Source organism: Pseudomonas sp. CFBP13508, assembly GCF_005233515.1.
In the GTDB taxonomy this organism is placed as follows: Bacteria; Pseudomonadota; Gammaproteobacteria; order Pseudomonadales; family Pseudomonadaceae; genus Aquipseudomonas; species Aquipseudomonas mercuritolerans.
The window spans coordinates 372,266-395,325 of record NZ_QFZZ01000001.1; the positions used below are offsets into that span (position 1 = coordinate 372,266).

Sequence of the window (23,060 nt, forward strand, 5' to 3'; positions counted from 1 at the left end):
GGCCGTACTGGCTAGGCGTGTGTGTTTGCCACCTGTAGGTGACCGATCGGAGGCGGCAGGCTGTCCCGAGCGGAGGCTGGTAAATCGCCAGGCGCTAAAGCTGTCGTAACGGTAATAAGTGGCGTAGTTCATGGTGTATTCCTCGAAGTGTCTGGTGTGGTGCTGAAAATTGTGGGCCTGAAAAAACAAAACCCCCGGTCGGGAGGCCGACCGGGGGTTGAGAAATCTCTGGTAGGCGACCCGTTATCATGGGCGCCGTGTGGGTATCAGGCGCGCCAGTGGCTAAACCAATACCCAAAATAGAAATTGACCGGAGCGCAGGTGACATTCGCCCGGGCAGCCGCCACCGAGCGCGAGGCGCTGGCGATGCAAGACTGTGAAAGGGCGTTGAACATGGTCTGTCTCCGATGAATGCGCCGAGCTTACTCGACGCTGATACGCGTCAGCAATCAGAAAATGCTATTGCTCGCCGAGCAAAACGGCTATCAGTGGCAAACGATCCGGTTAAAGTACATTTTTGCGCTTGGAGAAGAGCTGAATGAGTTACCGAATTCGGCATGCCACCGATCATGATCTTGCTTTTGCACGGGACCTGACCTGTCGCACCATGCTGCGCTATTACATTGACCACGATCTGTTGTGGCAGGACGAGGCGTTCGACGCCGGCTGGCGGTATCGTGACAACTGGATGATTCTGGGGGATGAAACGCCGATCGGCTTTTTCAGTCTGAGCCAGGATTCGCGAGCGCTCTATATGCGCGAATTGCAGATTGATCATGCCAGGCAAGGGCAGGGCGCGGGTTCCTGGGCCATTGATCAGGTTATCGACATGGCTCGTCAGGCAAGACGACCGGCGCTACGGCTGACAGTGTTCGATAACAACCCGGCGCAGAAACTGTATGCACGCAAGGGACTGCGCATCGTGGGCAGGGATGAGTGTTTCCTCAGGATGCAGCTCGATTTAAGTACAGCTGTGCTCTGAAACCCACGGCCGGCAAGCCCTGAATGATGAATTGAAACTTTTTAAATGCGGCTTTCCGCTAGGTCTGTCGGGCACTTTTTGCTAAGGTGTCGGGCATCCCAATAAGACCATATCGCGAGGTGTCTGCTTGATTAGGGTGCTAGTGGTCGACGACCATGATCTCGTTCGCACAGGCATTACACGGATGCTGGCCGATATCGATGGCCTGCAGGTGGTGGGTCAGGCCGAGTCAGGTGAAGAGTCCCTGATCAAAGCCCGTGAGTTGAAGCCTGACGTTGTGCTCATGGACGTCAAGATGCCCGGCATCGGCGGCCTCGAAGCCACACGCAAACTGCTGCGCAGCCATCCGGATATCAAGGTGGTTGCCGTTACGGTGTGCGAGGAAGACCCTTTCCCGACGCGTTTGCTTCAGGCCGGCGCCGCCGGTTACCTGACCAAGGGCGCGGGTCTGCCGGAGATGGTTCAGGCCATTCGGCTGGTTTTCGCCGGGCAGCGTTACATCAGTCCGCAGATCGCTCAGCAGCTGGCGATCAAATCATTCCAGCCAACCAATGATTCGCCATTCGACGCGTTGTCCGAGCGGGAAATCCAGATTGCCTTGATGATTGTAGGCTGCCAGAAGGTCCAGATCATTTCCGACAAGTTGTGCCTGTCGCCGAAAACCGTGAACACCTACCGCTACCGCATTTTCGAGAAACTTTCGATCAGCAGCGACGTTGAGTTGACCCTGCTCGCGGTGCGTCACGGCATGGTGGATGCCAGCGCCTGACCATGACCGAGACATTCGATTCCAGTGCTTTCCTGTCGACCGTCAGCGGTCGGCCCGGCGTCTATCGCATGTTCGACAGCGAAGCGCGCCTGCTGTACGTGGGCAAAGCGAAAAACCTGAAGAAACGTCTGGCGAGCTACTTTCGCAAGACCGGGCTGGCGCCGAAAACGGCTGCATTGGTCGGGCGTATCGCTCAGATCGAGACGACCATCACCGCCAACGAAACCGAAGCGCTGCTGCTTGAGCAAACGCTGATCAAGGAGTGGCGCCCGCCGTACAACATCCTGCTGCGCGACGATAAGTCCTATCCGTACGTGTTCCTCTCCGACGGGCAGTTTCCGCGCCTGAGCATCCATCGCGGCGCCAAAAAGGCCAAGGGCAAGTATTTCGGGCCGTATCCGAGTGCCGGGGCCATTCGTGAAAGCCTGAGCATCCTGCAAAAAACCTTTTTCGTCCGTCAGTGCGAAGACAGTTATTACAAGAATCGCACTCGTCCATGCCTGCAATACCAGATCAAACGCTGCAAGGCACCATGCGTGGGTTTGGTCGAGCCTGACGTCTACGCCGAAGACGTGCGCCACTCGGTGATGTTCCTCGAAGGTCGCAGCCACGCGCTGACTAACGAGCTGTCCACCGCGATGGAAGAGGCAGCGATCAATCTCGAATTCGAACGCGCGGCCGAATTGCGCGACCAGATTGCCTTGCTGCGTCGGGTGCAGGACCAGCAAAGCATGGAAGGCGGAACCGGCGATATCGACGTTATTGCCGCATTCGTCAATCCCGGCGGCGCCTGTGTTCACTTGATCAGCGTGCGCGGTGGCCGAGTGCTGGGCAGCAAGAATTTCTTCCCGCAGGTGGGCATCGAGGAAGACGTTTCCGAGGTCATGGCAGCGTTCCTCGGCCAATACTACATCAGCAGCCCCGAACGCGATCTGCCGAGCGAACTGATCGTCAACGTGGTTCACGAAGACTTCCCGGCGTTGATCGAAGGGATTCACACATTGCGCGGCCGTGAGTTGGCTATCAGCCATCGGGTGCGCGGTACCCGTGCGCGCTGGCAGCAACTGGCCGTGACCAACGCTGAGCAAGCGTTGGGCGCGCGTCTCGCCAACCGTCAGCACACCGCCGCGCGATTCGACGCGCTGGCCGAAGTGCTGAATCTGGATGAACCGCCGCAACGCCTGGAATGCTATGACATCAGTCATTCCAGCGGCGAAGCCACGGTGGCCTCTTGCGTGGTGTTCGGGCCGGAAGGCGCGATCAAGTCGGATTACCGCCGCTACAACATCGAAGGCGTCACCGCCGGCGACGACTACGCGGCCATGCACCAGGCGTTGACTCGCCGCTTCAGCAAACTCAAGGACGGCGAGGGCAAGTTGCCGGACATCCTGCTGGTCGACGGTGGCAAAGGCCAATTGTCGATGGCCCGCGATGTGCTCAACGAACTGGCCGTACCGGATCTGATCCTGTTAGGCGTCGCCAAGGGCGCCACGCGCAAGGCCGGTTTCGAAACGTTGTATCTGAATGATGCGGCCCACGAGTTCACCTTGCGCGGCGATTCACCCGCCTTGCACCTGATTCAGCAGATCCGCGATGAGGCGCACCGCTTCGCAATTACGGGTCATCGCGCTCGTCGCGGCAAAACCCGCCGAACCTCAACGCTGGAAGGCGTGGCAGGGGTAGGGCCGACACGCCGCCGTGACCTGTTGAAACATTTTGGTGGATTGCAGGAGCTGTCTCGTGCAAGCATCGAAGAGATCGCCAAAGCCCCGGGGATCAGTAAAAAGCTCGCTGAGTCGATTTATGCGAACCTGCATAGTGAGTAGAATGCCCCTTCACCTCGTAGCCAGTTGTGCCGATGAATATCCCTAATCTGATTACCGTTCTACGCGTCCTGCTCATCCCGATCTTCATTTTGCTGTTCTATCTGCCTTACCAATGGAGTTACATGGCCTCCGCCTCGGTGTTTGCCTTTGCGGCCGCAACTGACTGGCTCGATGGTTACCTGGCGCGCCGACTGGAGCAGAGCACTCCGTTCGGGGCGTTTCTCGATCCGGTCGCCGACAAGCTCATGGTCGCTGTTGCCTTGGTCCTGCTGGTGCAGGAACACGGCAATCTTTGGCTCACGCTGCCAGCGGCGGTCATCATCGGTCGCGAGATCGTGATTTCGGCCCTGCGCGAATGGATGGCCGAACTCGGCGCCCGGGCACAGGTGGCTGTTTCCAATCTGGGCAAATGGAAAACCGCTGCGCAGATGCTCGCATTGGTGATTCTGCTGGCCCATCCAAAGGCTCTCAGCTTCTGGGTCGTGCTTGGTTACACATTGTTGATCGTGTCGGCAGGGCTGACCCTATGGTCGATGGTTCAATACCTTCGCGCCGCCTGGCCGCACCTGAAGACCGATGTCGAAAAGAAATAAAAGTTTTTTGAATCAAGGGGTTGACGGGGCATCTTAATTCTATAGAATGCGCCACACCAAGCGGGAATAGCTCAGTTGGTAGAGCACGACCTTGCCAAGGTCGGGGTCGCGAGTTCGAGTCTCGTTTCCCGCTCCAATTTGTACAGTGTTTGTTGTTGTGCTACTGACAGCAAAGACTTTGAGGCCGAGTAGCAAAATGGTTATGCAGTGGATTGCAAATCCACCTACGCCGGTTCGATTCCGACCTCGGCCTCCACTATCAAAAACCCCGTAGATCAATGATCTACGGGGTTTTTTGTTGTCTGCAGAAAAATGTGGTGCTCACCTGTTTGCGGAGGGTCAATCAGTCAAGCACGATCCGGTCTGGATGTGGCTGGCACCTTCCACCGTGAGATTCGAGAAAAAGATGCAGCCAATGAGCCGCGCGAACAGCGTCAATGTCTCTGCAAGATCGGGGTTGTCAAACAGAACAGCCCTTGAGTCCAGAGCACATAAGGCACCCCAGAGTCTCCCGTCCGGCAGGAAAACAGGCGCGCCTGCGTAGCTTTCAATCGAATATTGCTTCACCACAGGACGTGACGAAAGTCGTCCATCCTGGCTGATTTGTGGAAGGAAGAGGGCTTGCGGATTTCGTCGAAACTCACTGCAAAGGGTGGTTTCCAGATCCAGCGTATCGCCGACATTTATTCCCAGTTCAATCGGATCGTACGCCGAACAAACGATCCACTCTGTTTCAGTGAATTTTGCGATGCCGGCAAAGCGTGTACCGGTCAGACGGGTGACAAGTTGCAGGATATTGGTGGTCGCTTCGATCTCGGCGATCGCCGAGCGCTCCTCTTGGCTTAAAGACGCTTTTAGAACGGTGTCACTCATTTGCATGGAATCAAATCTCCTGATTGCTTGTACATCCCTGAGCACTGCTCTGGTGACGTTCTGTGAGGCGTGATCGTGGTTGAAGGGGGGGGCGTGCTGATTACCCTTTGATTATTGATTTCGGCGCCATCCTTTAGCGTAGACATCCCGTCCAGTCCTGGGTTGCCTGCTCATAATCTCAATCGATGAAACATCTGTCACCCGTGCAGCTAAGGTGATGGTGAGCGTCTGAATCTTTTGAGTTTATCGTCTCAATTTCCAGTCGGGTTGCTGCGATTTGCCAGTAACCTCGGCGTCTACTTCAAGCAAACTCCGTAGCTCCCTGATTTCTGAGGCTTTTTGATTTTCCTCGGTCAGCGATATTTAGTTCTCAAATCGCGCACTCCAAACTTGCTTCACCGGGACGTGATGTATATATTCCCCGCTCGGCTTTTCAAGCGGCCATCCTGTCAGGATCGCAACCGCAAGGCTGAGCAAAGCAACACCGCGCTACCGCCCGAATGGCGAAACTGGTAGACGCATGGGACTTAAAATCCCCCGCTCGTAAGGGCGTGCCGGTTCGATTCCGGCTTCGGGCACCATGAATATCAAGGGCTTGCATGACATACCTCATGCAAGCCCTTAGTTCTTTTTTCCGCAATCAAAAAATCTTTTCCGCAATTCGTGACCGTTAGTCACCTCGTAGGGGTGACCTTCATGCCCTTCCGCATACGGATGTACTGTTCTGTCATCCCTACGGTGGTGTGCCCAAGTTGGTCTCGAGCTTCTCTGATGTTCCCTGTTGACTCCTCTTTATCCGTGGCCGCTTTTGCTCGTAGGTCGCGCATCTGAAATTCTGCTTTTGGAATCCCGGCTGCTTCCCTGGCGTCATCGAACCTTTTTCTGAGCATGCTGGTCGTCATCGGCTGCCCAGAGTCGATTACTACCAGGCGTGTTGATCTGATTTTCTGTCCGGTCTTTCGCGCCATGATTCGATCTATTACGACTTTGAGCTCACCAATGATTTCGATCCTTCGTTTAGCCCCAGTTTTGCCTTGCTGGACGGAGAGCTTTCCGTCCTTTATGTCGCGCTCATCCATCTTCAATGTGTCAGCGACCCTCTGACCTGTTAGATAGAACAGGTCCAAAGCATCTCTTAATGGTTGATCGGCATGCTGGTATGATCGCAGCCACGTACCTATCCAAGAGCGCCTTCGCCGCACACATCGGCCGCTCACCGAGTTACATCACCTGGCTGAAGGAAAACGGTCGACTGGTCCTGTCCCCAATGGCAAGCAGGTCGACGTTCTGGCCACCGAAGCATTGATCCGCGATACCGCTGACCCGAGCAAGGCTGCCGTCGCTGCTCGCCACCAACAGGAGCGGCTTCAGCGTAATGTGTACAGCCACGTCGCTACACAATCCGAACCGACCAACATGGCTGCGCCGCCGCCCGTTGATCCCGCGCAAGGGCAGTCCCCGGACTTTCAGAAAGCGCGTGCACATCGCGAGCACTACTTGGCGCGGATGGCTGAGATGGAGTTTCGCAAGGCGCAGGGGGAGCTGGTGGAAATCAGCTTTGTGCAGAAAGCCGCTTTTGAAACGGCGCGATCGCTTAATCATTCGCTAATGAGCCTGTCGCCGCAATTGGCGCCACAACTCGCCGCGCTGTCGGATCCGTGGGTGGTGGAGAGGCAGCTAACGGCTGCGCTGCGCCAACGACTTAACGAAGCGGCACAAGTGTCAAGCGATGACTTTGGATTTGCGTTTAGCGAGTGCTAAGGATATCCGCTGATAGGCATTTTTCTGCTCGCATCGGAATTGATTGGCGCCTGCTTCCAGTCAGTATTAGCCGTCGGCGTAAAGTGTTATCACGCGCCTACCGATGCAGCAGGCAAGTGTAATTTTGAATCTACCACCGCATGCGTAGTCACCCATTTTGAGACCTGGATATGCAGGTTCTTGTCAGAGGGTTATCGCTCTACTGCGACGCACTTGATCTCCACGAGAAGGCCAGGTCGAGCTAATTCACTGACACCAATGCAGGTCCATGCACAAGTGCTTCTCGGAAATACTTTATCCTTTACGCGTCTGAAAATTGGCATGTGACGGTGCATGTCGACGTGGTAAGTTGTCATTTCTACGACATCTTCAAATTTACAGCCACCTGCCTCCAAGACGATCCGGAGATTGTCCCATGCAGCTAAAAACTGCTGCTCAGGTTCTTCAATGACGGATAATTCCGGCGTCCTGCCTACCTGACCCGCGCAGTAGAGAGTTTTTCCTACCTTTACTGCTGGTGCATAACCCGCGCGCTCGTAGATCAATCTCATGCCATCTGGAACAATGATCTGACGGTCAGTCATGATTGCGGAGCCCCAAGTTAGAACGGTTACGAAAGCTAACTCAGGGGCCAGAGCCGCGTCCACTCAGTTCACTTCTCATCTATTAATCAACCCCACAGGTGCTTTTAGCCGCTGCTGAGTCTTTTTGAACTCATTACCTAATGTGGCTACCTCGATCGATGCAAAAGGCGCGAGCCGGTAGCGTTACTGATCAGAAGCATTTCGATGGTTGGTTCGCTGCTAGGCTGGCTCGTCAGTTCGTGTCGTCATCACCTTGAAATATATCTGCGTAAAGTCGCGCGACTGTAGGGGTAAGGTTATGACCGGCAGGAATGAGAAAGTCGGCGTGTGGTGCGAGCCGTTTTACGTAGATGACTTCGTAAACCCTGCGCACGATTCCAGGTGCTGTTTCTTCCCGGTCCAAGCCAGGCATTATCCCTACCGCTTTGTAACCGGCTTGCTCCAGTGCTTGTTGCATATACGGCGTGCGGGTTGTTGCCATGCCATAGATCAGCCCCGCGCCCATGAACGTGCCGATTTTTTCTCCCAGGTCCTGGGCCGCAACGGCCAGTCTGGCTTGTCTGTGCGGTTTGGCTACCGCGCCGACCCGCCCGAAAATAACGTCAGCACCGTCAATTTTTTCCCACGTGGCGATAGCGACAATCTCATCGTTCTGGCGGACGACGGTAGCGAATATGCCTCGATCCGGATCGTCTTCGAGCACCACGTTGTCTGCGTAGAACTGCTGGTCCAGAAACGGGCTTGCCAACCCCACCGAAATGGAGGGAAACCATGTCCGGAAAAAATCTGTCGCGACATTGATCTCCTCACGTTTCAGGTAATCCCAACTGTAGCCATAGGGTAAATCGGTGAAGCTGCGAATTTGCTCGATCGTTGGCCATTTCATGCGGTTCTGCTCGTTTGTCTGATTGCTTCGATAAGTGGCGCCGGGGTCAGGCCCGAGGGTCAGGGTTATTGGCGGGTGCCGGGGCATGCCTGGCGGCGATCTGCCTGTGGCGCTCGACCACTTCGCCAATGACCAACTGCATCAGCCTCTGCACGATGGCCGTATCCAGCTCGGCCTCCTGAGCAAGTGCTGCCAGACGCTGGTATTGCTGCTGCTCTCTGGCCTCGTCTACCGCAGGCAACTGATATCGGGCCTTGAGCAATCCGACCTCATCGGTACAGCGAAACCGTTCCGCGAGCAGGTGGATGAGGGCGGCGTCGATATTGTCGATGGTTTTCCTGAATGTTGAGAGTTGACGCGCGATGTCGGAGTTTTCCATGAATGACCTCGTGACAGGTGTTCGAAAGAGCTTCTCAATGATTCGTCTGCTGAGCAAAAACCGACCAGTCCTTGTCGCCATCTCCCCTGGCTACCGCCGACGTCATTTTCAATCGCACGGCATCCGCCGCTGGCAACTCCAGCCCCTTGAGACGACCCGCATCGATCGCCAGATTCATATCCTTGAGGCCAAGCGACAGTTTGAATCCCGGTTCAAAATTGCTGCTGACGATGTTCTGCCCATAACGTTGATAACTGGGGCAGGCGAACAGGGTCTGGGTCATGAGCTTGATGAAAATCGAAGGGCTCAGTCCGTGGCGTTGAACGAGTCCGCTGGCTTCGCCCAGCGACTGGATGGCTTGGGTGATCATCATGTTGCCGGCGATTTTCGCGATACAGGCCTGTTCAGGTTGGTCGCCCAGATACCAGGTTTTTTTCCCGAGCAGGTCGAACAGCGGTTGGACGGTCGAGACAGCGGCCTGCGATCCGGCCGCCAGGATATTCAACTCGCCCTTGGCCGCCACGGCGGGCACGCCGAAGACCGGCGCCGCGATCAATGGCATGCCGACGGCTTCATGTTCGCGCTGCAACTCCAACATCAGCGAAGGCGACAAGGTCGACATCACGACATGCACGCAAGCTTTGTCTGCAGTTTCCAGAACAGCGCTGGAGAGCAGCACTTGCCTGACGGCGGCATCATCGGCCAGAAGAGTGATGACTACCTCTTGCTGGAACGCCGAGGCCGGCGTTTCGATAACGCTGATGCCTTCGAGATCCTTGATCGCCGCCTGACTGCGGTTCCATGCCGAGACGTGATGGCCAGCGCGGACGAGCAGTGGAATGATGGCTCTGCCCATGCATCCCACTCCGATAAAACCAATCTTCATTTGCAGTCTCCGGTTGGTATTCGACGACGGTGAATGCAGACAAGTATGTCGGGCACGGGATTGCTACGGCACTGCCATTGCTGCACTCTCACTGTTCATTTTTGTACGGGGGCGGAGCATGGACTGGAGTGATGTGCGGGTCTTTCTCGCGATTGCCCGCAGCGGGTCATTAGGGGCTGCCGCCAAGCTGTTGGGGGTCAGCCATCCGACCGTGGGGCGGCGCTTGCAGGTGCTGGAACAGTTCAGTGGCCAACCCGTTTTCCTGCGTACCAACCAAGGTCTCGTGTTGACCGACAGCGGCGAGAAGCTCCTCAGCCTCGCGCAGGAAATGGAGCAAAGTGCGTTGGCCATCGAAAGGCGCCTCGCGGGGGACAGCGCACAGCCCGAAGGTGTGCTGCGCATTTCCTGCGCTGACTGGTTCGCCTGTTATGTGCTGGCCCCGGTGCTGAGTGAACTGGGCCGGCGTTATCCATTGATCGTGCCCGAGGTCATTGCCGGGCATCGATTGTTTGATCTGGCTCGCCGCGACGCCGACATCGCGTTTCGAATCGTTCCGTTCACCGAACCCGATATCGTGCACCGCAAGCTGATCTCCCTGACTTACGGGTTATACGCAGCCGTTGGATCTGCTGACCCTGAGCCACAGGGCGCCGGGCTGGGTCTGATCACCATGAGTGTTGCCCAGTCTCATTATCCCGATGTGCAGTGGCTGCAGCAGCGTTACCCTCTGGCGCGTACCGTGTTTACCAGTAGCAGCCGCACAGTCCAGGCGCAAATGTGTGCGCAGGGGCAGGGCGTCGCGGTATTGCCCCGCGCTTTGGGCGACCAGTTGACGGCGCTGCGTCTGATCGATTCAGATGAACCGCCACCAGGCCGCGACATTTGGATGGGCTACCACCAGGACATGCGCCAGATGGACAGTCTGCGCGCGCTTGCCGACCTGGCCTCCGTCATGATTGGCACTCAGGCAGGCGGTTGATTCACTCTGCCGGCTGCATGGCCGCCGTTTGCAGCTCTGCAGCAGATTGGCGCGCCAGACTCAGGCTCAGTCCTGCGCCTACCACCAGACACGCAGCGATGCACAGTATGGCGACGGTGAAGGCGTGGGTGATGGCCGCCGCGTCCGTGTCCTTGCCCAGAAGCGTGTAAAAAATGCCACCGATGATCGCTACGCTCAGTGCCGTGCTGATTTGCAGTGTGGAACTGGTGATGCCCGCAATCATGCCGGAATACGCCGGTGCCACGCGTCCAGTGATCATGCGCATCAATGTCGGAAGGGCCAGTCCTTGTCCGAAACCGATCAGAAAGAGAATCACGGCAAGGGACAGCGCAGAGGGCGTGACGGCGGTTGGCGTGTGCGCCACGAGCCAGGCCAATAGCACGAACCCCAGCACTTCGAGTGCCATTCCGAAGGGATTCACATAAGACCCCAGCAAACGCCGGAATAGATGGGTGGCGAGCGGCCCCAGCAAGAAACCAGCGCCGAATGGCAGAAAGACCAGACCTGCACTGAGCGGGCTCGTATGCAGCGCTCCCTGTAAATAGATGGAAAAAAGCAGGAAGAACACGCCGATCGCGTAAAAAGTCAGCGCCACCAGCAATGCCCGGCCCAGCCCGGGCGCACGCAGTGCAGCAGGGTTCAGCAACGGCGCGCCTTGCGCTTGATACAAGCGGGCTTCGTAGCGCCAGAACAGCCAGGCCAGCAGTGGCACCGCCGCCAGCGACAGCCAGGCCCACCACGGCCAGCCCGCTTCACGTCCCTCGATCAGTGGAACGATCAGCGCCGCAAGCGTCACCATCGACAACAGCGTTCCACCCAGATCCAGCTTGCTGGTCTGGGGTGCGCGGGTTTCCTTGACCACGGGGATGGCGATCAGAATGACCAGCAACGCAATCGGTAGATTCACCAGAAATATCGACCGCCAGCCCAGGTTCATCAGGTTGAGCGAGATCAGAATCCCGCCAAGTGCCTGGCCGACTACCGACGCCAAACCAAACACCGCACCGTACAGGCTCAACGCCAAGGGTTTTTCCGACTCAGGGAATATCGCCTGCACTGAAGCGAGTGCCTGCGGCGCCATGACAGCGGCCGTCACGCCTTGCAGCGAGCGTCCGGCGATCAACACCCAGGGTGACTCGGCGACGCCGCAGATCAGTGAGGCGACGGCAAAGCCAATCAGGCCAACGAAGAACATTCTCATGCGGCCAAAGATGTCGCCAAGCCTTCCGCCGGTGATCAGTGTCACGGCATACAGCGCCGCGTAAGAAGAGATGATCAACTGTTCGGCAGAGGAGGCCGTGCCCAGCGATTGCTGAATCGAAGGCAGCGCTACGTTCACGATGAAGAAATCCAGCGGCGGCAAGAATGCACCGACCAACAGGATGGCGAACATCAGCCAGCGCCGCTGTTCCGGAAGGGCTACTATTTTCTCAGGCATAAGGTCTCCTTTCTGAAACCCTTCGGCTCCAGAATATTTTCGATTGCGAGTCATGCTTTGAATAAGCTGACTTCAATCTAAACGATCAAACCCTGGCTGACGCCTCACATAAATGAACGGCCAATGTTCATTTATGGCAGTGCCGCTGCGCCCCTGCCTCCTCGCAAAATGGCCGCACTGTGGTTCCAGTCGAGCCACACAACCGAAATCGAGGAGTCAGTTATGTCAGGTAAATTCGCTGATCAGGTCGCAGTCGTCACCGGCGCGTCCACCGGGATCGGATTTGCGATTGCACAGGGTTTGATTGCCGAGGGCGCCAGGCGCGTTTACATCACCGGGCGTTCTGCAGCCACGCTGGAGGCTGCGGTGGCCAAGCTTGGCGACAGGGCGGTCGCGGTCATTTCCGATGTCGCGCGCCAGGTTGATCTGGACGAGCTCAAGGCGACGATTGAGGCGCACGGCGATCAACTGGACTCAGTGTTTGCCAATGCGGGTATTTGTGAAAAGAACCCGCTGGGCGAGACCACCGAGGCCGCCTATTTCAACATGTTCGACATCAACGTAAAGGGAGTCTTTTTTACTGTACAGACGTTGATGCCATTGTTGAAAAATGGCGCTTCGATCGTGCTGACGGCCTCTATCTGTTCCAGCAATGGCATGGAAGGACTGAGCCTCTACAACGCCTCCAAAGCCGCGGTACGTTCCTTTGCCAGGACGTGGGCCAACGAACTCAAAGGTCGCAAGATCAGAGCGAATGTCCTGAGCCCTGGCTTCACCCGCACACCGCTGATGGATAACGGCTTGAAGATGAGCGAAACCGACGTCGCCGCGCTGCGTCAGCACGTCGAGCAGATCACGCCATTGGGGTACATGGCCGAGCCTGAGGAAATCGCCTCGTCGGCGCTGTTTCTTGCGTCTGCCGATGCGAAATATGTCAACGGTGTGGAGTTGATGGTCGACGGCGGCCTGTCGCAGATCTGACCACGTGCTCAACCGTAGCGCAGCCCTCGCGCAGGGCTGCCTTCCTCGCTTATGCGCAGCCCCTGCAGGAAACCTCATCATGAACAATGAACAACTGACAGCCCGACTGGACGCCCTGGAAAGTCGCGCCGCCATCGAGTCGCTGATCAGCGCCTACGCCAATGCTTTCGACCGCATCGACGCCTCGCTTCTTAGCTCAATCTGGCACGAAGAGTCGACACTGGATCTACCGGGTTTTGGCCAGGCTGGAAACCGTGACGAAATCCTGGCGATGGCGCAAAACAGCTGGCGCCAGATGCCCCATATGCACCACTGGATGGCCAACCCGCTTATTGAAATCGAGGGTGACAGCGCAGTGGGCACGGTAGCTGCGGATTGCCTGTTTCATGACATTGAAAAAGGCCCGGTGCAAGTCAGCGGTCTTTACCACGACAGGTTTGAACGTCGGGACGGAAAGTGGGCGTTCCTGTCACGTCGTTTTGAAATGCATTTCCTGACGCCGTTAAAAGATTGGGTACCCGCAGCGGGCGAAGAACAGTTTGCACCGTTCGAGCAGCTCAAGGGAACGACAGCGAAAAACGAATAGTCCCGGCCCTTGGCTGTTCGACACCCACGTGGCCGTCATGCAGTTGCATGATGGCCACGACAATGGCGAGGCCAAGCCCGTAGGAGTCGGAATTCTGGTGCCGAGACGCATCGCCACGGTAAAAGCGGTCGAAGAGTTTGCCCAGGGTTTCGTCGCCCAGCACCGGCCCTTGGTTCTCCACCTCAATCCGGGCACCTCCGTGGGTTTCCAATACCCGTATCAGAATCTCGGTGCCCTCGTAAGCGTAGCGAACAGCGTTCGCCACCAGGTTGCTCAACGCTCTGCGCAGCAGCAAGGGGTCAGCGAGCACGATACCATCGCCCGTTATTTGGAAGCTCATTCGCCGCTCTTCAGCCAAACCCTCAAAATACTCAGCGATGCGCTGTGATTCGTCATGCAGCGACAGTTGCTGGCGCTCCACTACGGCTTGCGCTTCATCGGCGCGCGCCAGAAATAGAATGCTTTCGACGATGCGCGAGATCCGTTCGAGTTCTTCAAGGTTCGAAGCGATCAGCGCCTGATATTCGTCCTCGCTACGGCGTTGGCGAAGGGCAACCTGACAATGTCCCATCAACGACCCGACCGGCGTGCGGATTTCATGGGCAAGGTCGGCGGAAAATTGCGTCAGTCGCTGATAACCCTGAGCAAGACGATCAAGCATCGCGTTATAGGCGTCACTCAGCTGTTGCAATTCAACCGGCGTATCGGCGCTGTCCATACGGCTGTGCAGACGCTCAGGCGTTATGGCTGCGGCATGGGCGGCCATTTTGCGCAGCGGACGCAGCCCGCGACGCAATAACAGATAACCCAGCAACGCGGTTGCCAGAAAGGCAAGGGCCACGGCCAGGTAGATGCGCTCGCGATACGCTGCAAGCATCGCCATTTCCTTGCCCATAAGGTGGGCGGCCGTCAATCGGACTACACGGCCACCCGACGTCGTGACTACGGAGGCGGCGCGCAGCCTTGTTCCCGAGTCGGTCACGCCGCTGCGCAGATCACTGACGCTCAGCTTTGTGTCCTGGCCGATCACCGGCAGTTCAGGCAACGTGACGTTGAGTGGATTGACCTGGATGACCGGTGGCTGCCCCGGCTCTTCAATGATGAAGATGTCGTCTTCGCTGTCGAGCATGTTCTTGAAAATCTGCGGGCTGTCGCGCAGCTTTTCGATGGCGAGTTCGTAATGCAGGAGCTTGCGAAAATGCTCCAGACGGCCCATCACCGCGTGATCGCTGTAGACCAATACCGAGGCCTTCATCGTCTGATACAGATAGAAGCCCGCGCCGGCCACGGCCAGCATCGCGACCATGGCAAACGCCACGGTCGATCGCAGCGTCAGCGAGGGTTGGCGTCGGGACCGCATGGCCTCACCTCGCAGACATAGCCGATACCGCGAATGGTATGGATCAGCTTGATCGGGTAGGGCTGGTCGACCTTGTTGCGCAGGCGCTTGACAGCGACGTCCACCACGTTGGTATCGCTGTCGAAATTCATGTCCCAGACTTCCGAAGCGATTTGTGTCCTGGACAACACATCGCCGGCTCGACGGAGAAACAGATGGAGCAGGGCGAACTCCTTGTTGGTCAGCACGATCACCTGTTGTTGGCGGGTCACGCGGCGCCGGACCAGATCCAGTTCGAGATCGGCAAGGTGGAAATGGTCGGCTTCGCGCACGACACCGCGGCGCAGAATAGTGCGGATGCGCAACAGCAGTTCGGTAAACGAAAAAGGTTTGATCAGGTAATCATCGGCGCCCAGTTCCAGACCGCGAATGCGGTCTTGCAACTGGTCGCGCGCGGTAAGGAACAGCACGGGTACGTCTTGTCTGGCGCGCAACAGCTCGATGATCTGAAACCCGTCAATCCCGGGCAACATCACGTCCAGCACGATCAGGTCATAGGTCGTATGCAAGGCCATGTGCAGGCCGTCAGCGCCATGCTGGGTCCAGTCGACGTTGTAACCGGACTCACCGAGCCCCTTTTTCAGGTACTCACCTGTTTTGGTGTCATCTTCGATCAGCAGGATATGCATCGTCAGGCGCGCTCGGGTTTCTTCATGACGGGATTCAGTCCGCGACATCGGTATCTCGGCTGTGCAGTGTAACGGGATGAGCGGGCGCAGTCGGTTACATTTCTGTCATTCATGGTCAGGGTTGGCGAATGACAAAATTGTCATTCGGCGGTCATCGTGACGTCCCGGTCTGCGGTCGAGGATGGCGACACATCAACCCATGAGGAATCGTCGCCATGCAACTCAAAAACGCCCTGTCTACCACGTTCGGTTTGGTGATGCTCAGCGCTGCCGTCATTGCCACCGCCGCCGACATGCCGGTCATCAAACCACTGCGCGGTACGGTGGAAAGCGTCAGCAACAAAACGCTGACCTTCACTGTCCGCTCTGGCGCGCAGCAGACGATCGGACTGACTGACAAGACCGGTATCAGCCGGGTATCGAAGGCCAATATCGACTCGATCAAATCCGACAGCTTCATCGGCTCGGCGGCCATCCCGCAGGCCAACGGAACCTTGAAGGCGCTTGAGGTCACGGTATTCGACGCCAGGCTCAAGGGCAGCGGCGAAGGTCATTACGGTTGGCAGAACGCAGACGGTAGCACTGGCACCATGACCAACGGCACCGTTGGCAAACTGTCCAAAACCGACGGCCGCACGTTGACCGTCAACTACCAGGGCGGCGAGAAACAAATCGTCGTGCCGGATGACGTGCCTATCGCCTACGTCGAGCCAGGCAAAGCCGATGAGCTGGTCAAAGGAACGAAAATCGTCGTGTTCCCCGCTGCAGATGGCACCGCACGCGGCATTGCAGTCGGCAAGGATGGCTTCCAGCCACCGATGTAATCATCTGAGAAAGCTTGAGCGTTGCCGTCTGGCAACGCTCCGCTACACGGAAGGCTTGCAAGGGGAACCACGTGAGACAGAAGAAACTGCATCCCTGGCCGGTTCGCCTCACCCATTGGCTCAATGCGGCCTGCATGGTCTGCATGTTCATGAGCGGTTGGGCTATCTACAACGCCTCGCCACTGTTCAGTTTCAGGTTTCCGGTGTCATTGACCGTGGGCGGTTGGCTGGGCGGGGCACTTGCCTGGCATTTTGCGTTCATGTGGCTGCTGCTGATCAACGGCGCAATCTATGTGCTGTACGGGTTGGCCAGTCGTCATTTCAAACGTGAGCTGCTGCCCATCGGCATTGCCGCATTGAAGCATGATCTGACCGATGCCTTGCGCTTTCGGCTGGTGCATGAAAAGGGTGTCTATAACGCAGTACAGCGCCTGATGTACTGGATCGTGCTGGCGGCAGGTGTACTGATCGTGATCTCGGGTGTAGCGATCTGGAAACCGGTTCAACTTCAAGAGCTGGTCGCGTTACTGGGCGGCTATGACGTTGCTCGTTACGTACATTTTGCGGCCATGGCGATGATTGCAGCGTTTGTAGTGATTCACCTGGTCTTGGTGATTCTGGTACCAAAAACCCTGGTGCCAATGATCACGGGTGGAGTGCGGACGCCTAATAACGAGAAAAATGGGTCATGACTGAATTTAAAATAACAACGCGTCAGCGCGTCAGGATTGAACCTGCGCAACAGCTTGAACTGGAAAACATTCAGCGCCGGCATTTTCTTCGGGCCGGCCTGACGGTTGGCGCGATGTCGATGCTGACCGGTTGCAACCTGCAGGACGGCGATCAGGTCGACAAAGTGCTTTGGGCCATGTCGCGTTGGAACGACCGGGTCCAGGCGTGGCTGTTCAGTGGACGGAAACTGGCGCCGACCTTCGCCCGCGCGCAGATCACCAAGCCGTTTCCGTTCAACGCTTTCTATGGTCAGGACGATATCCCTGAAGTAGACCTGACCAGTTACTCGCTCGCCGTCTCCGGCCGGATCAGGGACAAGGCGCCGTGGACACTCGAAAGCTTGCGCAAGCTGCCGCAACGCAGCGATATCACTCGGCTGATCTGTGTTGAGGGCTGGAGCGCGATCGGTCAATGGGGAGGTGTACCGCTGAAAACCTTCCTGGAACACATCGGCGCCGACACCACAGCGAAATTTGTCGGTTTCAAATGTGCCGATCGTTACTACTCCAGTCTGGACATGCCGACTGCCTTGCACCCGCAGACGCTGTTGGCACTGGATTACGCTGACGTGGCGCTGCCGCCCGAGTACGGCTATCCGCTGAGGGTTCGGGTCCCCACCAAACTGGGATTCAAAAACCCCAAGCATGTTGTCGAGATTTTCGTCAGCAACGACAACCCGGGCGGGTATTGGGAAGACCAGGGCTACAACTGGTTCAGCGGGATCTGATGAAGCAAAGAACGGAACTGTCACGCCAGGAACACTGGCGAGATTCATGACACCAAGCGTGATATGAGGCATGCCGATGACCGGTATTTCTGCAGTACCGCCAGCACCATCCGACTGGCCAACATCAGAACCCAGGATGCGGGCAACGAGTGATGGAGCAGATTTCCAATCTCTCTTGCAGGCTCAGTCCAGGCCACCTTTACAACAGTCAGATAAAGCTCGCACTCGGATGCTCTTTGATAATCTTGCCGCATGTACCTTCAATGGCGAAAAAAGGGCTATCTGCTCTGATGTTATCGGCACAGGGGGACTGAATGCGTTCGCCATTGCAGTGGCTCTTTCGCCGCTAACCGTCACCTGGGTACCGACCGAGATTGTTCGAGCGCCACTGCGTTCGCCTGGGATACGGACTTTTCGCCGTCGCAATCCCTCTTCAGCCGAGAGCTCCTTCCTCAACCGGTCAAGCTCGGAGGATAGGGGTTATGATTAGACGTGTCTCGAGAGCTTGCTCGCCGTAGGCCAGTATTATTAAGGGAGAAGCACATACCGCCAATTCTCACCTGTAGCGTTGAATGGTCTTTCGTTCGCCTGAAGTAGAAAGCCCGATGGCTTCTCTACCGTGGCGAAGGTGGTGTTATGAGGCAGCGTCGACTTACAGCCTATTTTTCCACCCCGCTGTCATCCCCCGTTTATTCTGAGCATCAGAGAATTATAGCCCGCCATCAGGGCTACTTTTGGCCGAAGGTAGTCGTTCGTGAACGGCCGCTTTCGGCCAAAAGCGGTCCCTTGCCGATACCCTTCAGGATGAGAAGTTAGCTATGAACATAGTACATGGGGATGGAGACGGCAGTTACTGTCGATGCACGCCTATACTGTGCGACTCAGCATCTGTAGCCCTACCGTCGAAAGCGTATTTGCCGCTCCGGTATGACCACTTTAACGCATTGATGAATTGAACTTATGAGATTCCATCCCGATGGCCCTGCGATACCAGATATCCTCCTCGAGCGCTGTGATGCTGGCCGCGTCGTATTTCTGTGCGGCGCCGGAGTTTCGTTACCATCTGGAATGCCTACTTTCGTCGGTCTTACTCGGCACGTCATTGATTTTTTTGATCCGCCAGCCGATTCAGAAATTATGGCCGCGTTTCGGCCATGGCTGGATGATCAATCTGCTGCGAATGTCCCACTCGACCAAATCTTCAACCTCCTCCACCTGGAATACGGTAAGGATGAAGTTAACGCACTGGTCACGGAGCGACTAAGTGCTCCTTTACAAATCAAAGATGTGGGACGTGAACACGATCTGATTAAGCGGATTTCTTCAAGTCAAAACGGCGTGCCGCAGATTGTCACGACGAACTTCGACCGATTGTTCGAAGTCGGGCATGTGGGAGGGCATCTGGTCCGGCACGTGCCGCCTGCTTTTCCCGATCTGAACTTCGGATCGAAAATTGAGGGGATCACTTATCTTCACGGGCGATTGGTGGAGGCGGCCTCTGAAACTCATCCCTACGTGCTTAGCAGCGCGGACTTCGGACGTGCGTACCTATCAGAAGGATGGGCTACCAACTTTATCAGGCACCTCCTAGAACGACATACCGTCGTTTTAGTCGGTTATCAGGCAGAAGACCCGCCCGTCAAATATCTTCTTCAGGGCCTTAACCATGACGGCCAGTATGATCGATCTCAACTCTATGCCTTTGACCGTGGGCTTCCTGAGGACATCGAAGCTAAATGGCGTGACCGAGGGGTTACAGCCATAGCCTATTCCGATCACTCGGACTTGTGGACGAGCATGGAAGCTTGGGCAGAGCGAGCTGATGATCCTCGTAGATGGCGTGCATCCGTAATCGCTCAATCCCAGCAGGATCCGAAAGTACTTGCCCCTCATGTGCGCGGCCAAGTTGCTCATGCCCTTCGCACGATACAGGGCGCTAGATTATTCTCGGAAGCTAATCCGACTCCACATCCTGAATGGATATGTGTGATGGATGCGTATGTGCGATCGGCTGAATCAGTACGTGACTATGGCATTGATGCAGAGACCTTTGATCCTCTGGTCGCATACGGACTTGATGACGATCTGAGCGATATCTCTGATGAAGATCGCAAGCAGGGCGTAAGCAACGACAATCTATTAATTTGGAGAGATGAAGACGACAATCCACACGAGTTTCATCGGCTCGGTGGTCGCCAAGCAGAAGGTTTCAAGGCGACGCCAATAAGGCTTGCTCACCTTATCACCTGGATCAGCAAGGCCATTGTAAGCCCTGTGCTGGCTTGGTGGGCGATCCGACAGAACGGTCTGCATCCGCGACTTCTTCAACAAATCGAGTGGCAATTGGATCACTCAAAAACTCTCGAAAAACGAGCGCGCCATATCTGGAATCTCATCCTCGAACACCATCGAGATCCTCGCAATCGTCAGTGGGATGGCGAATGGTTTAGCCTGAGGGAACGGATCAATGTGGAAGGATGGACGGCTAGTGTCCTAAGAGAATTCCGGAAGGTTACGACTCCGCGTTTGGAGATCAAGCGACCGATTGGTCTGGGGCAGTCCAAGCCTCCCTCAGCATCCTGGATGGACATTCACCTCGGCGACCTCGGTCAGTATGAAGTTATGTTCCTTGATAAGCACGACGAAGATTTAGACATTCCCGACGACCTACTACCGCAGGTATTTGGCATCCTTCAGGAGCAGCTTACTTTCGCCTCAGGGCTATTGGGGGATATCGAGACCATGTACTTCCGTACACCGACCTGCTATCCGGTACGCGAAGTCGACGGGGAAAAGTACATCACGAAACCCGCGGAGGCGGTGGTTTGGTTTGTTCAACTTTTCGATCAAATGATTGCCAAATGGCCGGTACTTGCAATAGCGCATGCGATGACTTGGCCCGCTACGGAGCGGTACTTCTTCCGAAAGCTCAAGCTTTATGCCTTCAATAAAGTCGACCTCTTCGAGGCCGACTCGATTGCCGAGCAAGTGTTACTTTTAGATCAAGAAGCTTTTTGGGACATTGATGTGGCCCGAGAGCTGCTTTTTCTGATCGTTGACCGATGGAAAGAACTCTCTGAGACGAGTCGTAATCAACTCATCGACCGCATCTTGACAGGCCCCGATCAGCAGGCCCACTGGTCTGACGAGGAGTTCCATCGGCTGCGAGGCGAGTTCGCGGCTAGATACGCGAGATATCTCGAACTTCAAGGTTGCGAACTTGCAGCTGCTCACAGTGAACGGCTTGCCGTGATGACTGAAGGTATTGCTGATTGGAACGACGGTTGGGCGACTTCAACGGTCATCGAGCACGGCTCATACACCGGCTGGGTCGGCACGGACGAAAAACCAGATGCAGTCTTGGATCTCCCCATAAACGAGGTAGTTTCGAAGGCAAAGGAAGAGTTGAAGCGTGATTTTGGCAGCTTTACTGAGAGGCGACCCTTCACTGGCTTGGTAAAAGTCAAACCGCGAAAGGCATTGTCTGCGCTGACGATTGCTGGAAAGGCTGGCGACTATCCAGAGGCACTCTGGTCTTCCATGATCAATGAATTCCCGGCAGAAACCACTCCCAGACTGAGGCGGGTATTCCTGACCCGAGTTGCACAGCTCCCACAAGCATTTATCGCCAAACTGAACCATACCTTGGGCCGATGGCTCCAGCAGAACCTGGTGACAATGCTTGAGTTTGATGCTGATCTCAGTTGGCGAGTATACGATCATATCGTCGAAGGTATCTTGAGCGGTGGAGCAGAGGCAGCGAAGAGTGGTCTTGGTAAAACCCATCAAGGTGGAAAACTGATTGAACAGTCTACGCGCACATATGGCCATGCAATCAATGGCCCGGTCGGCATGTGTACTGAGGCCCTTTTAAACGCAGTGCCTAGAGAGCTGCAGGAGGTAGCGGGTTCACTAATTCCAGACCACATCAAGTCTCGAATTGAACGTCTTTTAGCTGCGCCCGGTGAAGGCTCGGATCATGCCGTATCAATAGTAAGCAGGATGCTGAACTGGCTCGCGTTTATAGACCCGGAATGGGCTGAGGAACGATTTGTTCCAATGTTGGCGTTCGAACATCCAGCGTCTGAGCCCGCATGGAACGGATTTCTCTACAGTAACCAAGTGCCTAGACGATCGTTGCGAGAGATCATCAAACCGCTCCTGCTCAACCTATTCCCGTGGGTTGAAGGATTTTCATGGGATCGAGATCTCTCAGTCGGAGCCGCGCACTGGCTAGGCCACATGCGCATATTTGACACAAGTGAGCCTAGCGGGCTCTCCGAGGGAGAACTTCGTTTAGTCTTACGAGCTATGTCCGATGACACTCGAAACCGATTCATTTTTTGGTTGGGTCAAGTTGGGCAGAAAAACGAAAACGGCTGGATCAAGCACGTCATTCCTGTAATCAACAAAGACTGGCCCAGAGAACGCCGATACAGAACCTCAAAATCGATGAGAGCATGGATAGGCTTGCTTGATGACACCGGGGATAACTTTCCCGCAGTTTACGAAGCGGTAAAGAAGTTTTTGGTAGCGGTGGAGACAAATGACCATCCGTTCTACCGGTTCACTCGAGATTTAAACGATGAAAAGCCGATCACCGTTTTGTTTCCTGAGACAACGCTGGATTTAATTAACAGAGTTACACCCTTGGTTCTCATACGTCCTCCATACGAGTTGCCGAAGGTACTAGCTCTGATCGCGGAAACCAAACCTGACCTGAAATCAGACTCGCGTTATCTACGCCTTGTCGATCTTGTTGAGCGAAGCTAAATATTGTCCTTCCAAGACGAAACTCAACGATTCTCCTCGGACTTCCTGGGTAGCCGACGACTATTTTTTGACCGCACGAGCTCTAGTAGACCGTCCGCTAATGGCCGATAGCGGCCCTTGAAGACTGACAGGTGGAATTCCTGCCTATGTCAATTGGCCCCTACACCTAGCCCAAGCGTGGGCACCCTTTCTTGCCACCTCGGAAACCGGGCCCTTGTAAGCTGGGTACACCGATCCTTTCTGCCTAGCTAGATGGGGCGACAGTTACCAGTGATAGATTCATGTCGATCTGTAGCCTATCTACCACGTCCGGTCCGTCGTCCTTGGTCCACGCTCCGTACTGCTGACTGATCATCTTTCCATGAGTATGGCTCAACTGATCTGAGATCCAGTCGACCGGCGCACGGTGACGGCCAGGCCTCTCTACAGCCC

19 protein-coding genes, 3 tRNA genes and 2 pseudogenes are annotated in these 23,060 nt (G+C 56.0%); 15 read left to right on the plus strand and 9 right to left on the minus strand.

The genetic code is table 11. The features are described from left to right. The first annotated feature begins 538 nt into the window (after positions 1 to 538). The 6 genes from PspCFBP13508_RS01650 to PspCFBP13508_RS01675 all read left to right on the plus strand — a co-directional run bounded on the left by PspCFBP13508_RS01650 (position 539) and on the right by PspCFBP13508_RS01675 (position 4,426). Entirely contained in the window at positions 539 to 982 is a 444-nt protein-coding gene (locus tag PspCFBP13508_RS01650; protein WP_130909663.1) for a GNAT family N-acetyltransferase, read from the plus strand. A gap of 127 nt (positions 983 to 1,109) precedes the next feature. Beyond that, a complete protein-coding gene (uvrY, locus tag PspCFBP13508_RS01655) occupies positions 1,110 to 1,751 on the plus strand; it encodes a UvrY/SirA/GacA family response regulator transcription factor (protein ID WP_024012761.1) in 642 nt (213 codons plus the stop codon). Between the two features lie 2 nt (positions 1,752 to 1,753). Continuing rightward, positions 1,754 to 3,577: an excinuclease ABC subunit UvrC gene (gene uvrC, locus PspCFBP13508_RS01660; protein WP_137213455.1), complete on the plus strand. Its 1,824-nt coding sequence runs from the start codon at positions 1,754 to 1,756 to the stop codon at positions 3,575 to 3,577. Between the two features lie 32 nt (positions 3,578 to 3,609). Next, entirely contained in the window at positions 3,610 to 4,170 is a 561-nt protein-coding gene (pgsA, locus tag PspCFBP13508_RS01665) for a CDP-diacylglycerol--glycerol-3-phosphate 3-phosphatidyltransferase (RefSeq protein WP_041478738.1), read from the plus strand. Positions 4,171 to 4,230: 60 nt separating this feature from the next. Further along, positions 4,231 to 4,306: transfer RNA gene (locus tag PspCFBP13508_RS01670), tRNA-Gly, on the plus strand. A gap of 46 nt (positions 4,307 to 4,352) precedes the next feature. Further along, positions 4,353 to 4,426 (plus strand) — tRNA-Cys (locus PspCFBP13508_RS01675). 83 nt (positions 4,427 to 4,509) lie between these two features. Here the strand turns inward: PspCFBP13508_RS01675 and PspCFBP13508_RS01680 are convergent. Next, positions 4,510 to 5,049 carry a GAF domain-containing protein gene (locus tag PspCFBP13508_RS01680; RefSeq protein ID WP_016774514.1) on the minus strand — a complete coding sequence of 180 codons (540 nt, stop codon included), beginning with the start codon at positions 5,047 to 5,049 and terminating at the stop codon, positions 4,510 to 4,512. Between the two features lie 488 nt (positions 5,050 to 5,537). Here PspCFBP13508_RS01680 and PspCFBP13508_RS01685 point away from each other — a divergent pair. Next, positions 5,538 to 5,624: transfer RNA gene (locus PspCFBP13508_RS01685), tRNA-Leu, on the plus strand. A gap of 93 nt (positions 5,625 to 5,717) precedes the next feature. Here the strand turns inward: PspCFBP13508_RS01685 and PspCFBP13508_RS01690 are convergent. Next, positions 5,718 to 6,203 (minus strand): annotated as a pseudogene (locus PspCFBP13508_RS01690) (tyrosine-type recombinase/integrase); the annotation flags it as partial. Here PspCFBP13508_RS01690 and PspCFBP13508_RS01695 point away from each other — a divergent pair. Then, a pseudogene (locus PspCFBP13508_RS01695) lies at positions 6,203 to 6,804 on the plus strand (terminase small subunit). The pseudogenes PspCFBP13508_RS01690 and PspCFBP13508_RS01695 overlap by 1 nt on opposite strands. Positions 6,805 to 6,995: 191 nt before the next feature. Here PspCFBP13508_RS01695 and PspCFBP13508_RS01700 read toward each other — a convergent pair. From PspCFBP13508_RS01700 to PspCFBP13508_RS01715, 4 genes are all read right to left on the minus strand, one after another. Further along, the gene (locus PspCFBP13508_RS01700; protein WP_009049394.1) at positions 6,996 to 7,388 is read right to left on the minus strand and encodes a RidA family protein; all 393 of its coding nucleotides are present in this window, start codon (positions 7,386 to 7,388) and stop codon (positions 6,996 to 6,998) included. 232 nt (positions 7,389 to 7,620) lie between these two features. After that, positions 7,621 to 8,274, minus strand: coding sequence for a hypothetical protein (locus tag PspCFBP13508_RS01705; protein ID WP_110599395.1), 654 nt, complete (start codon positions 8,272 to 8,274; stop codon positions 7,621 to 7,623). A 46-nt stretch (positions 8,275 to 8,320) separates the two neighbouring features. Beyond that, on the minus strand, positions 8,321 to 8,653 hold the full coding sequence (locus PspCFBP13508_RS01710) for a chorismate mutase (protein ID WP_042609810.1): 333 nt from the start codon (positions 8,651 to 8,653) through the stop codon (positions 8,321 to 8,323). A 34-nt stretch (positions 8,654 to 8,687) separates the two neighbouring features. Continuing rightward, positions 8,688 to 9,509: an NAD(P)-dependent oxidoreductase gene (locus PspCFBP13508_RS01715; protein WP_241669481.1), complete on the minus strand. Its 822-nt coding sequence runs from the start codon at positions 9,507 to 9,509 to the stop codon at positions 8,688 to 8,690. Positions 9,510 to 9,657: 148 nt separating this feature from the next. Between PspCFBP13508_RS01715 and PspCFBP13508_RS01720 the strand changes: the two genes are divergently transcribed. Further along, entirely contained in the window at positions 9,658 to 10,518 is an 861-nt protein-coding gene (locus PspCFBP13508_RS01720) for a LysR family transcriptional regulator (protein ID WP_122704478.1), read from the plus strand. Between the two features lies 1 nt (position 10,519). On the opposite strand, the gene PspCFBP13508_RS01725 is transcribed toward PspCFBP13508_RS01720, so the two are convergent. Further along, on the minus strand, positions 10,520 to 11,932 hold the full coding sequence (locus PspCFBP13508_RS01725; protein WP_241669482.1) for an MFS transporter: 1,413 nt from the start codon (positions 11,930 to 11,932) through the stop codon (positions 10,520 to 10,522). Between the two features lie 267 nt (positions 11,933 to 12,199). Here PspCFBP13508_RS01725 and PspCFBP13508_RS01730 point away from each other — a divergent pair, with 267 nt between their 5' ends. Beyond that, positions 12,200 to 12,958, plus strand: a complete 759-nt coding sequence (locus PspCFBP13508_RS01730; protein ID WP_039760604.1) for an SDR family oxidoreductase — start codon at positions 12,200 to 12,202, stop codon at positions 12,956 to 12,958. Between the two features lie 79 nt (positions 12,959 to 13,037). Beyond that, positions 13,038 to 13,544 carry a nuclear transport factor 2 family protein gene (locus tag PspCFBP13508_RS01735; RefSeq protein WP_042609814.1) on the plus strand — a complete coding sequence of 169 codons (507 nt, stop codon included), beginning with the start codon at positions 13,038 to 13,040 and terminating at the stop codon, positions 13,542 to 13,544. Here the strand turns inward: PspCFBP13508_RS01735 and PspCFBP13508_RS01740 are convergent. Together PspCFBP13508_RS01740 and PspCFBP13508_RS01745 are read right to left on the minus strand one after the other, a co-directional pair. Beyond that, positions 13,516 to 14,904, minus strand: coding sequence for a heavy metal sensor histidine kinase (locus tag PspCFBP13508_RS01740; RefSeq protein WP_039760264.1), 1,389 nt, complete (start codon positions 14,902 to 14,904; stop codon positions 13,516 to 13,518). The genes PspCFBP13508_RS01735 and PspCFBP13508_RS01740 overlap by 29 nt on opposite strands. Then, positions 14,877 to 15,572 carry a heavy metal response regulator transcription factor gene (locus PspCFBP13508_RS01745; protein ID WP_039760267.1) on the minus strand — a complete coding sequence of 232 codons (696 nt, stop codon included), beginning with the start codon at positions 15,570 to 15,572 and terminating at the stop codon, positions 14,877 to 14,879. The genes PspCFBP13508_RS01740 and PspCFBP13508_RS01745 overlap by 28 nt, the downstream gene beginning before the upstream one ends. Before the next feature lie 215 nt (positions 15,573 to 15,787). Here PspCFBP13508_RS01745 and PspCFBP13508_RS01750 point away from each other — a divergent pair, with 215 nt between their 5' ends. From PspCFBP13508_RS01750 to PspCFBP13508_RS01765, 4 genes are all read left to right on the plus strand, one after another. Beyond that, positions 15,788 to 16,396, plus strand: coding sequence for a hypothetical protein (locus PspCFBP13508_RS01750; protein WP_137213456.1), 609 nt, complete (start codon positions 15,788 to 15,790; stop codon positions 16,394 to 16,396). Between the two features lie 71 nt (positions 16,397 to 16,467). Further along, positions 16,468 to 17,088 carry a cytochrome b/b6 domain-containing protein gene (locus tag PspCFBP13508_RS01755; RefSeq protein WP_110599401.1) on the plus strand — a complete coding sequence of 207 codons (621 nt, stop codon included), beginning with the start codon at positions 16,468 to 16,470 and terminating at the stop codon, positions 17,086 to 17,088. After that, positions 17,085 to 17,855 carry a molybdopterin-dependent oxidoreductase gene (locus PspCFBP13508_RS01760; RefSeq protein WP_039760272.1) on the plus strand — a complete coding sequence of 257 codons (771 nt, stop codon included), beginning with the start codon at positions 17,085 to 17,087 and terminating at the stop codon, positions 17,853 to 17,855. Before PspCFBP13508_RS01755 ends, PspCFBP13508_RS01760 begins: the two co-directional genes overlap by 4 nt. 1,068 nt (positions 17,856 to 18,923) lie before the next feature. Continuing rightward, the gene (locus PspCFBP13508_RS01765) at positions 18,924 to 22,628 is read left to right on the plus strand and encodes an SIR2 family protein (protein ID WP_241669483.1); all 3,705 of its coding nucleotides are present in this window, start codon (positions 18,924 to 18,926) and stop codon (positions 22,626 to 22,628) included. Positions 22,629 to 23,060: the final 432 nt, after the last annotated feature.